This window comes from Leisingera sp. ANG-M1, from assembly GCF_000813745.1.
GTDB lineage: Bacteria > Pseudomonadota > Alphaproteobacteria > Rhodobacterales > Rhodobacteraceae > Leisingera.
The window spans coordinates 1,956-2,189 of sequence record NZ_JWLC01000065.1; the positions used below are offsets into that span (position 1 = coordinate 1,956).

1 protein-coding gene is annotated in these 234 nt (G+C 67.9%); it reads right to left on the reverse strand.

The features are described from left to right. The coding region (locus RA19_RS25325) for a QueG-associated DUF1730 domain-containing protein (RefSeq protein ID WP_039168695.1) at positions 1–234 on the reverse strand (234 nt) is incomplete at both ends.

Sequence of the window (234 nt, forward strand, 5' to 3'; positions counted from 1 at the left end):
CCCGGCTCACTAGGTTGCTGTGCTTGCCCTGCCAGCCCAGGCCAGCCGCCATGCCCAGCGCCTTCTCAGGCACCGGCGCGGTGTCGACAAAGACCTTCACTTCGCAGCCTTCCCCGGCCTCAGAGATCAGCCAGCGCGCCAGCCGCTTCAGCCGCTTCTTGACCAGGTCGTGGTAATCCTTGTTCCGGGCATAGACCGAGACCGCGCCGCGGTCCGCCTGCCCCACCACCGCCA